Genomic DNA, 11,254 nt, shown 5'->3' with positions numbered 1-11,254 from the left:
GAAGCCGCGGCCCCGGGAGAAGGCCCGGGCCTTGACGAGGGCGAGCATGAACTCCGCAGCCCGGGGAGAGGCGCCCAGGCGGACGTTTTCGCGGACGGCATCCGGCACGGCCGGGGACGCCCCGTCCGGCCGGGTGGCGGTGACGATGGTGAGGATGTAGTCCATCACGGTCCGGGAAACCCTTACGCCGTCATGGATCCGGTCCTGGAGCGCGCGGAGCTCCGCCGGCGAGGCCACGGCGGCGACCGCCGCTTTCCGGGCCTCGAAATCCGCGTTCTTGCGCCGGAGCAGGTCCGCCTCCTCGCCTTTCGCGGGATAGCCGACGTCGACCTTGACCATGAAGCGGTCCACCTGGGCCTCGGCCAGGGGATAGGTGCCCGCCTGCTCGACGGGGTTTTCGGTCGCCAGCACCATGAAGGGGTCCGGCAGGGGAAAGGTCTCCCGCTCCGCGTCCACCCGCCGCTCCTGCATGGCCTGGAGCAGGGCCGACTGGACCTTGGGGGAGGCCCGGTTGATCTCGTCGGCCAGGAAGATGTTGCAGAAGACCGGGCCCCGGTGGTAGTCGAAGGAGCGCGTGTGCGGGTTGAACACCATGGTGCCCGTGATGTCGCCGGGCATCTTGTCGGGGGTGAACTGGAAACGCTTGAATTCGCCGCCGACGGCCCGGGCGAAGGTCTCCACCGCCAGGCTCTTGGCCAGCCCGGGGACGCCCTCCAGGAGGACGTGGCCCCGCGCGAAGAGGGCCAGGATCATCAGCTCGATCATCTCCTCCTGCCCGACGATCACCCGGGCGATTTCGTTCCGGATCCGCGCAAACATGGGCGCAGCGGGGTCATGCATGGGAATCATCCTAGCGGGTATTCAAATGGTTTCCGGCGCCGGATCAGCAGCCGGAGGAACCCGGAAAACGCCCCAGGTGGGGGTTCCGGCCCATGGCCACCAGGTCCCGGACACTGAAATCGGGAAGGCCGTGTTCGGGTTCTGGGCCACCCGGGGGATCATCCGGCTGAGCCGCTTCCGGGGGATCCGCAACCATATAGACAGGGTTGCCCGGGGTGCGTCAACCAGTTTTTGCAGCGCAGGTTCGGGCAGGGCATTCGGGCCGGCAGATTGCGGCCTCACCTTCTGTCTGTGTGGGACCACAGCAGGCGGAACGGCATTTCCGCCCGGGCCGGCAGCTCAAAATGGTCATGACTTCCGCGATGGCATCGCACAAGAATCCATCCTCGTCATTCGAAGCTCAATTATTTCAGCCCCCGCAAACGGATCGTCGATTTTCGCATTTGCCAATAGGCGGTATTTTGAGGTATGGATCGGAATGTGCATGATGCAGAATGATTCAAAACCCCTGCATGCCGGTCGGCCTGGTTTTCATGGATGAACCGGGAGATGTGCAATCCATCCACCCGATAGGTGCAGTCAGATGGAGCGGTGCTATGTCGCGTGATCAACGAGAGGGCGGATCGTATGCCCTGGCGATCGTGTTGGTTCTTGTTCTGGCAGGGCTCTACCTGACGAGCCTTTACAGCTATCTCCTTTTTCATACGATTGCCGAAATGTTCAGCACGGCGGTCGTCATGGCGATTTTCCTCCTCGTCTGGAATGCTCGCCGCTCTCTCGACAACAACTATCTGCTGTTGATAGGGATCGCCTACCTCTTCATCGGGGGGCTCGATCTCATCCATACACTTGCCTACAAGGGCATGGGTATTTTCAGGGGGTCCGAAGAAAACCTCCCGACCCAGCTCTGGGTCGCGGCCAGATACCTGCAGGGCATATCCCTTTTGATTGCTCCCTTGTTCATCGATAAAAAGCTGAACCTGAAATTCGCATTGGCCGCCTACGTGACGGCCGTTGCCCTGCTTCTGGGGTCCATATTCTATTGGGACGTGTTTCCAGTCTGTTACGTATCAGGCGAAGGACTGACACCCTTCAAAAAAACGAGCGAGTTCGTCATCGGCCTCATTCTCCTTGCGGCCGTCGCCCTGCTGTTCATGAAGCGGGAACGCTTCGACCCAGCGGTCTTCCGGTTGCTGGTGGCGTCCATAGGATTGACGGTCCTTTCGGAACTGTTTTTCTCCATCTACATCGAGGTCTACGGGGCGCTCAACCTTCTCGGTCATTTCCTGAGAATCATCGCCTGTTATTTTATCTACAAGGCGGTTGTCGAACTGGGCGTCGCAAGACCGCTGGCCGTGCTCTTCAGGAATCTCAAGGAGAGTGAAGAGGCGCTCAGGAAAGATCACGATTTCATCTCCGGCGTTCTGGCTGCCGAAGATGCCCTGCTGGCCGTCCTGGACCGGGAAGGGCATATCGTCCGATTCAACAGGGCTTGCGAGCGGTTGACAGGCTATCTTTCGGAGGAAATCTGCGGACGGCCGTTCTGGGATATCGTCCCTCTCGACAAAGTGGACGGGTCCAGGTCACTGTTTCAAAACATTGTCTCGTTTCGACGCCGCCGCCGGCGTGAAACCGCGTTGATCACAAAGGATGGCCGGCAACGCTGGGTGATGATGTCCAACAGCTTTCTGGGGGACCAGGACGGGTCGGTCGAGTATGTCGTTGTGAGCGGCATCGACATCACCGAACGCAAGAAAGCCGAGGAGAGGCTTCGGGAAAGCAGGCAGCGCCTTGCTGAATCCAACCAGGTGATGGACGCCATACTGCAACACACGCACATGATGGCCGCATTCCTGGATCCGGAGTTCAATTTTATCTGGGTCAATCGCGCTTATGCCGATACCTGCAAACACGATCCGTCCTTCTTCCCGGGCAAGAACCACTTTGAGCTTTATCCCCACGAGGAGAATCAGGCCATCTTTCAACGGGTCGTGGATACGGGGGAACCGTTCTTCGTGGCCGCCAAGCCGTTTGAATTCCCCGACCAGACTCAACGCGGCCTTACCTACTGGGATTGGAGCTTGATCCCTGTGAAGGATGCTGCAAAAAAAGTTACGGGTTTGGTGTTCACGCTGGCAGAAGTGACCGACCAGATAAAGGTGAAGCTCAAGCTGCAGGAGCGGGAAAAACAATTCCGATCGCTGGTCGAAACCACAAAGGCCGTCGCCTGGGAATTGGAAACAGAACCCCTGAGGGTTAATTACATGAGCCCCAGGGTGCACGATCTTACGGGCTATCCATCCGACATGTGGAAAGACTTCGATTTTTGGGCGCAGACAATCCACCCCGATGACAGAGAGTGGTGTACCCGTTTTTTTCAAACCGAAACGGCAAAGGGCAAGGATCACGAATTTGAATACAGGATGATCACCGCCGACGGCAGGACGATATGGATAAAAGAGTTGTGCACCGTTGTTATGGAAGAAGGCACGCCGGTATTATTTCGCGGCTACTTTTTCGATATCACCGAACGGAAGCGGTCGGAAAAGGCACTGCGGGAGAGCGAGGCAAAAATCCGCAAGCTCAATGAAACACTTGAACGGCGCGTTGCCAAACGCACCGCCGAGCTTGAAGAACGCACACGGCAGCTGCAAGCGCTCGCACTGGAGCTGTCCAATACGGAGAATCGCGAACGGCGACAGATAGCATCCATTCTGCATGATGATTTCCAGCAGCAGCTTGCCTATATGAAGCTTGAACTTGGCCTGATAGGAAAGGATAACGCTGACAAAAAAGTGGGTCAAAGGCTTGCTTTCCTATTAACCCTCATCAGCGACTGCATCAATAAGTCACGAAATCTCTCATATGAACTTAACCCGCCATGCCTGAATCGCGATGGACTCCTGCCCGCGCTGGAAAGTCTCGCCTGGGATATGAAGCAAAAGCACGGCCTGGAGGTAACGGTGCGAACGCAGCCGGGTGCCGACCCCGGTTCACCTGCGCTCGCATCGACCCTTTACCGCTCAACCAAAGAATTGCTTGTGAATGTGGTCAAACACGCCGGCGTAAACCAGGCGCTCTTGGATGTTGGCTGCCAAAACGGAATGATTTACATCCGGGTGGAAGACTTCGGCCAGGGATTCAATTATGAAACGGCCAGAATCAGACAGGGAAGGGATGGCGGTTTTGGTCTGTTCAGCATCGATGATCGCATCACTTTCTTGGGGGGCTCCCTGAGCATCAAGACGAGTCCCGGCAAAGGATGTCGTATTGTCCTGATGGTACCCCAAATCAAGTTCCCAACTGCCAGCGATTGCGAACCGCCGCCTGAAAATATCCGTACGCAGAATTTGATAAAGGGCACTCCTTTCGAAGCGGCCCAATCCGGCGACGACAGCGGGCAGGTTCGCATTCTCATGGTCGACGATCAGCAGTTGATGCGGGAGGCACTGGCCAAAATGCTGCAAGGCTTTGAAGGGCTGACAGTCGTGGGGCAGGCCGTCAATGGTTTTGAAGCGATTCAGATGGCGGAGCAATTACAACCCGATGTGATCCTCATGGATGTCAGCATGCCGGAAATGAACGGCATTGAAGCCACTGCCAAAATATTGCGCAATCACCCCGGGATCGGTATCATCGGCCTGAGCATGCACAACGATGCCTTTACGCGCCGGAAAATGCTCGACGCCGGCGCCGCTGCCTATCTGACCAAAACGGGTTCACCCGATATACTTGTGAAAACCATTCTCCGGGTGCATCACGGCAACGGGTGAATCAGGCCGCAGTCATCATGCCTGCGTCATTCAGCCAAAACGCAACCGCCGGCAATTTTATGGATCAGAAGCCGCTTTTGTCCGGGATACCCGGATGATCCGTCCAACGGGAATCTGGCGAAAGACGATTCTAAAAATAACTGGAATTTATCCCCCGATGGAACCACGCTATTACATACCTACCCAAATCGCCAACACACTCTCCTCGGGCGTCGGCCTGTTCCTGAGCCTTCCCGGGATGCTTGCTTTGACCGCTCATGCCGTCCGCAGCGGAAATAGCTGGTATGTCGTGAGCTGCATCATCTATGGATTGAGCCTCGTCATCTCCTATGCCTCGTTTACGCTTTATCACATTTTCAAATTTCATGAGCGCCTGGGAAAGGTTTTCAAGATCCTCGACCACTCGACAATATTTTTCCTCATCGCAGGAACCTACACCCCGTTTGCTTTGGTTCCCCTGCGCGGAAACTGGGGTTGGACGTTGTTTGGCGCGGTGTGGGGAGGGACCGCTGTCGGCGTCATTTTCAAGATCTTTTTCGTTCATCGATTCAAGTTACTGTCGCCGATGCTCTACCTCTTCATGGGCTGGCTGATTATTCTTGCCATCAAGCCCGCAGTCGAACTGATTCCTCGGGAAGGCCTCCATCTGCTGCTGTCAGGTGGTCTGTTTTACAGTTTTGGCCTGTTTTTTTTCGCCTGGAAGCGGCTCCTCTTTCATCACGCCATCTGGCATCTCTTCGTTCTGGCGGGAAGCATCTGTCACTATTTTGCCGTTTATTACCATGTTACCCCCCACGCCGCGATGTAGATTGCCCGGTCGCAAAAAGAATTCACGGCGGCAAATCCGCTCATTCGGCGGCTTATTCCGCCCTGGCCTGACATACAGGGCAGATAAGCGCCGGGTTGTGCCGGCCGACCACGCAGAACCATGCGGGGGAGAGGTTGGAAGGCCCCGCGGCGGCGGGCGCCGCGGGGATCGTCTCTTCTGCACTGCGGGCTAAAGGCCCGTCATCTCCTTCACGATGGTCAGGGTCTCCCGGGCGGCGTCTTCGGGCGGGTAGGCCGTATTGGAGATGCCGCTGATGACCCTCACGATGTCGTGGTCCACGCCGTTTTTGGCCCAGACCTCGGGTTTGGGGGCGGCGATGTAGACCGAATAGTTGTGGTGGCCGCTGCCCGGCCGCTCGCCGATGACATGGAGCACCACCTTGGGCCTGTCGGCCTTGGATTTGGCGAAGAGCACGCTGCCGATCTCGTAGCCGGCGCGCACCCGTCCCGAGGTCACCACCACATGGTCTTCGCCCACGGTGAAGCCGGCGCCGCCCAGGGCGTCACGCACCGCCTTGAGATAGGGCTCCAGATGGCCTTCATCCATGATGGCCTTGCAGTTCAGGCCGTCGGAGATGACGATCTGGACATCGGGGCTCTTGTCGCCCCAGCCGTCCCGGAGCTTTTCCAGGGTCGCCACGGCCGCCGGGGCGAGCTTCTCCCCGGTGGGCGGATGAGCGACGTAGTCCTCGCGGTCCTTGGACAGGGTCGAAACGAGGACGGCGTTGGGGATGGTCTGGATGAATTCCGGGGTGAACTCCGCCCAGATGGAAATCTTGGCGTCGTTGTAGAGCGACCGGATCCGGTCCTTCAGCTCGGGGTTCATGTCCCAGGGCTCCTTGCCGTGGCCAACGGCGATGGGAACCCCCCGGGCCTCGATCCGCTGGATGGCCGCCTTGCCTTCGGCGTAGATCTCCTCTTTGCTCCGCTTGTCGCCCTTGGCCAGCAGGTACTGGTAGTAGACCCAGACGGGGTCGCCGAAGTGCTCGGTGTACTTCCCGTTTTCATCCACGATCCGGATGCGCTTGAAAAATTCCCACATGGCGTCGTTGACCTTGTATCCGAACTTCTCCCGCAGCCGGACATGGTCCTGGAACCCGGTGGTCAGGTAGCTCAGCATGGGGTCGTTCTTGGTGGGCAGGGCCATGAGGTAGGCCGGGTTGGCCGGAGCGATCTGGTCCATGCACCAGTCGAGGTCGTCCAGGCTCACCGGCATATGAAGGGTCGAGCAGATGTCGAGCCCCAGGCAGAGGCCGTGGAGCTTGCCCATGACGATGTCCTCCAGGCAGCAGCGGACAAGCTGCTCGCGGTTCTTGAAGACCTCCGGCCCGATGAAGCCGGCCACGTCGTTGAGGTGGACCCAGGGCTGGTTCTTCGGGGCAACGGCTGCGACCTCCCGGCTCAGGGCCCGGGCAAACCCGTACTTGCGGGATTCGTGGACGACCATGTCGAACCCGTTCCCGGCGCCGTTGGTGAAGTCCGCGCCCTGGCCGGTCTCGAAGTAGAGGCCGTACTGGCCGGTCCGCATTTTGGCGTAGTTCATCATCTTGTCGATGGTGAGGTCGAAGGTCTGGTTGGCCTGGTCACACCCGGCCAGGCTCTGGAACCAGATGGCGGTGTCGCCGGGGTACTTCTTTTCCACCTCGGCCTGCTTGTCGATGTGGGCCAGGACGCACCAGGGCTGCTCCTTCTCGAGGCCGAAGGTGACCAGGATGTCCTTGAGGGTCTGCTCGATTTTCGCGATGTTTTCAACGGAGTCCGACACCGGGTTGGTGCCCAGGATCAGGTCGCCCGTAGCGTAGCTCCAGCCGTTGAAGACCTGCCACTGAATGTCTTCGGGGTTGTCCGTCGGGGAGTTGGGCTGAATCCGGGCGCCCAGGTAACCTTCGGCCCCCAGGTTCGACCCCGGCAGCGGGTTGAAGACCTTCTTTCCCACCACCGTCAGTTCGCTGTTGCTCATGATCTTGACGAGGCAGGCGATCACGTCGCTGTTCAAGCCGCCCATGATGCCCTTGATTTCGGCCTCGGGCCGGGTCAGCACGAAATCCCTGAGTTCGCCCAGGGTCCAGTCTTTGACCTTTTCGTACTGTGCCGCGTCGGTGGTCTTCCAGATCAGCTTCTGGAGGTTGTCCACGAAGAGCGGGTGCTCGTGGATGTCCCGGATTCGGGTCCGGGCCAGGAGCATCCGGGCGTAGACCCGCGTCACGTCGTCGGCCGCCGCCACGCCCAGGGCCTCATCCCCTTCCTTGAAGGCGTTGGCCGCGCCGATGACCTTCTGGTAAAGTTCCTGGTCAAAACCGCCCTTGACCGACTGGACATAGGCGAAAACGTCCTGGTCGGGCCGGACGGATTCAATGGTCACGGCGCCCGCCGAAACCGCCAGGCAGCCCCCGAAAAAAATGGACGCCAGGACCCCACGCACCTGTCTTTCCAATGCCATATCCGCCTCCTTTTTTTGGGATGATGGGATGACGCCGCGGACCCGCCGCTTGCGCGGAGGTCTCCTGCGGCCGGGAAACCGCTATTCACGGCAGGCCGATGCCACGCTGCCGGCAAAGCCTGCAAGCGCTGCTGCCAGGAACACGGCAGACAGGGAGCGCCGCTCCTTCGCGGGCCTCGATGTACCCTCGACCGCTCTGCTTCGTAATAGTACATCCCCCATCAGGTTTTCAAGAAGATTCACGTCATCCCCCCGGAAATAGCGGCCTCCGGTCAGGGCCGCGATCTGCCGGAGGGGGGACTCGATCCGCCGGGTTTTCAGGTAGCCGCCATCGTCTCCCAGATAATAGGCCGCCGGCGCCCCTCCAGCCGGGGTGCCGCGCAGGGGGATCAGGACCGCGTCCGGGCCGCCGACGCCCACGGCAAAAACGGTCATCCCGGCTTCCCCCTTCCCCGGGGCCCCGGCCAGGGCGGCGGCATCGAAGCCCGCATCCTCGCCGTCGGAGATGAGGACGAGGACCCCGGCCCGACCCGGACCTTCGGCCGCCATCATCCCCCGCGCCGCAAGAACGGCGCGGCCCAGGTTGCTCCCGGGGACGGCGATGCCCGTGTCGCTCAGGTTTTCCAGGACATACCGGAAGTAGCCGGTATCCCGGGTAAATGGGATGACCTCAACGGCCTCCTCGGCAAACACGAAAAGCCCCGCTCGCTCGCCGGACAGCCGGCCCGTGATGTCCAGGGCGATGCGGCGGGCCAGGCCGAGACGGCTCGGTGCAAAGCCCCGGACGGCCGGGGTCTCAGCCCCCGGGGGCCGGCCTGCTGCGTCCTCGGCCAGCATGGACAGCGAGATGTCGATGCCGATCAGGATGTCGACGGCGCCGCGGTCAAAGGCCATGACCGTGCGCACGGTCTCTGGCCCGGCCAGAGCAAGGGCCAGAAACGCCAGGGACGCCGCGGCCAGTCCCGACGACAGGCGCCGCGGCAGCGGCCTTGTCTCCCCGCCCGAGAACCACCTCCGCCACCTCGCGGCGCGCAGAAACGCGCGCCGGGAGAAAAAAAGGAGCACGGGGATGAAGATCATGAGCGCCAGCCAGAGGGGCTGGTTGAGGGACATCCTACTGCTCCATCCGCGCGCCCGACGGGTCGCCTGCGGCATATCCGCCGCCCTCGGGGATCATGGCCTCGAGATTCTTCCGGGCCGAAAGCCGTCCCTCGGCATCCAGCCGCGAAAACCGGATCTTCCGGAGGTTCTCCTCCCCGTGGAGCAGTTCCAGGTTCCACCGGGGAATGTTCTTCTCGTGCTCCGGCCCGCCCGCCCGATCCACCTGGATGACGGCCTGCTTGAGGCTGCCCACGGCATCCTTCAGGACCACGGCGGCCTTAGCTTCGTTTTGCTCCTCCGAGAGCAGGAGGAAGGCCTCCATCACCTTTACCATGCCCCGCAGGTTGTAAAGCCGCCACGATAGCTCCGGGGGCGGGGGGGCCTCCCCGGACGGGGCCGCGTCGCAGCGGGCCGTCATGTCTGAAAGGTGCCGCGCGAGGTCTTCATGAAATTCCGGCATCCGGCCGCTCAGAACCGGGTGACGGCGGGCCTTCCGGATCCGGTCCATCTTGTGCAAAGCCAGGGTCCACTGCCGCCGGAGGACCCGGAGCCGGACCTCCGGCAGCGGGGGGTCGATGGCCAGATAGTGGCGGACGGCCGCCGCGGGATCCGAGACCCGGTCCCCCGCGGCGATTTCGGCCAGGATGCGGGCATTGCGCCGCTCGTGGATTTTCCGGGCCGTAAAGCCCGTGAACCGGTCCAGGCCCAAGAGGGCGAAGATCAGCGCCGGAAGGATCAGCAGGATGATCCGCGACGGCAGCCGGGCGAAAAATGACGGATTCACGGCCTATACCCTTCCCGTTGCGGGAGCGATGCGCACGGCCCAGGAGGCGATGAGGGCCGCCGCGGCCATGGCCGCGAGCACCGGCCGGGCCTCCCGCCGCTTGTGCTCGACCGTGGCCAGCAGCCGGTTCTTTTCCATGTCGTGGATGGTCTGAAACACGCGCCCGATCCTTTCCGCGTCAGCGGTCCGCGGCATGAAGAAGAGCCGCCCGGCGGCGCCCCCGTCCGGGCCGGCCACGGCCCGGGCGACCTCGTCGTCGACCCGGTCCCCGGTCACGACGAGGTAGAGCCGGACCCCCAGCTTCCGGATCAGCCGGGCCACGTTGACGAAGTTGGGCAGCCCCGCGGCCGCGTCCGCGGGCCCGGCGTTCGCTTCGATGCGGCCGTCGGTGAACAGGACGATGGCCATCCCCCGGCCGAAGCCGATCCCCCCCAGGCGGGCCGGAACCGGGACCGTTTCGAGAGTGCGCCCTGACAGGCCGTGGCGGAAGTCCCGAAGCTCCGCAAAGGTGGGCTGATTCTCCCGGGGCAGCAGCATGAAGAAGGAAGAGAGCGCGAGCCACGCGGCGTAGGAGGCGTTGGTGGCGCCCCCGGCCGTGAGCTCCCGGAACACGGCCGAATCGGACCGCCGGTCGAGCATGGACAGCTTTTCCGCCAGGATCTCCCGGTCGAAGGTGGGCGGGCAGACGAGCTTCGCGTGGCTGGAGAAGGCCATGAGCCCGATGAGGTCGCGCTCCCTGCGCAGGCCGATGAAGGACCGGAGGGCCTCCCGGGAGACGTCCCCCAGGGTCTTGCCCGGAACGTCGCTGGGGCGGTTCATGGAGCCCGAGAGGTCCTGGACCAGCATGATCCACCTGGACTCCAGCCGGGTGGTTTCCCGGGTCACGGCGTATCGGGGATTGGCGATGGCCAAAACCAGCAAGAGAACGACCGCCCCGTCGAGGATATCCGGGCCGAAGCGCTTCACGGGGCCGGGGCGGAGGTCCCTGTCCACCATGGCCACCAGGGAAAACCCCGTGGGCCGCGTCCAGGCGCGCTTCAGGACCAGCAGGGCGGGGATCGCCGCGAGAAGCGTCAGGGCTGCGGGGTTCGCGATGTCCATTGCGCCTGCGCCTCCCCGAATTCCAGGATGCCCCGGACCGCCGCCCTGAACGCCTCCATCTCCGGGTATTCGTCCATCTCGTCGGACACGGCGTCATCGATGCGGCAGAGCGCGTCGTGAACGTCCCCTGCCAGGGCTTCGGGAAGCCGGCCCCTCATGGCGTCGGCGAACATCCGGCCGGTCCCCCCCTCCGGCCGGCCAGGGACGGCGCAGGTTTCCCAGAGAAAGGGCCTGAGGGCCCGGCCGACGCGGGCCATGTACCGCCAATGGCATTCAGGCTTTTCCGCCAAAAGCGTCCGCAGCAGGGCGGCCGCCAGGCCCGGGGCCTCGGGAGGCGTCGTCCCGGCACGGCGCCGACGCGATACCATGAACCCCCGGACGGCATAC

8 protein-coding genes are annotated in these 11,254 nt (G+C 62.1%); 2 read left to right on the top strand and 6 right to left on the bottom strand.

Annotation, left to right across the window (positions count from 1 at the left end; all coding sequences use genetic code 11):
• The coding region (locus tag ACEW8N_RS08830; protein ID WP_373499446.1) for an AAA family ATPase at positions 1–840 on the bottom strand (840 nt) is incomplete at its 3' end.
• Positions 841–1,334: 494 nt separating this feature from the next.
• Between ACEW8N_RS08830 and ACEW8N_RS08825 the strand changes: the two genes are divergently transcribed.
• Together ACEW8N_RS08825 and ACEW8N_RS08820 are read left to right on the top strand one after the other, a co-directional pair.
• On the top strand, positions 1,335–4,613 hold the full coding sequence (locus tag ACEW8N_RS08825; protein ID WP_373499445.1) for an MASE3 domain-containing protein: 3,279 nt from the start codon (positions 1,335–1,337) through the stop codon (positions 4,611–4,613).
• A 157-nt stretch (positions 4,614–4,770) separates the two neighbouring features.
• Positions 4,771–5,421, top strand: coding sequence for a hemolysin III family protein (locus ACEW8N_RS08820; RefSeq protein ID WP_373499444.1), 651 nt, complete (start codon positions 4,771–4,773; stop codon positions 5,419–5,421).
• A 189-nt stretch (positions 5,422–5,610) separates the two neighbouring features.
• Here ACEW8N_RS08820 and eutB read toward each other — a convergent pair whose 3' ends face one another.
• From eutB to ACEW8N_RS08795, 5 genes are all read right to left on the bottom strand, one after another.
• On the bottom strand, positions 5,611–7,881 hold the full coding sequence (gene eutB, locus ACEW8N_RS08815; RefSeq protein WP_373499443.1) for an ethanolamine ammonia-lyase subunit EutB: 2,271 nt from the start codon (positions 7,879–7,881) through the stop codon (positions 5,611–5,613).
• 81 nt (positions 7,882–7,962) lie between these two features.
• Complete coding sequence (locus tag ACEW8N_RS08810; protein ID WP_373499442.1) at positions 7,963–8,994, bottom strand: VWA domain-containing protein; 1,032 nt, start codon at positions 8,992–8,994, stop codon at positions 7,963–7,965.
• Position 8,995: 1 nt separating this feature from the next.
• A complete protein-coding gene (locus ACEW8N_RS08805) occupies positions 8,996–9,766 on the bottom strand; it encodes a hypothetical protein (protein ID WP_373499441.1) in 771 nt (256 codons plus the stop codon).
• A gap of 3 nt (positions 9,767–9,769) precedes the next feature.
• Positions 9,770–10,867: a VWA domain-containing protein gene (locus ACEW8N_RS08800; protein WP_373499440.1), complete on the bottom strand. Its 1,098-nt coding sequence runs from the start codon at positions 10,865–10,867 to the stop codon at positions 9,770–9,772.
• A partial coding sequence (locus ACEW8N_RS08795) for a hypothetical protein (RefSeq protein WP_373499439.1) occupies positions 10,840–11,254 on the bottom strand: 415 nt, incomplete at its 5' end. The genes ACEW8N_RS08795 and ACEW8N_RS08800, both read right to left, overlap by 28 nt.

Origin of the sequence: Desulfococcus sp., from assembly GCF_041737845.1 — a bacterium.
Lineage (GTDB): Bacteria > Desulfobacterota > Desulfobacteria > Desulfobacterales > Desulfococcaceae > Desulfococcus.
This window is presented reverse-complemented; position numbering and strand designations above follow the sequence as displayed.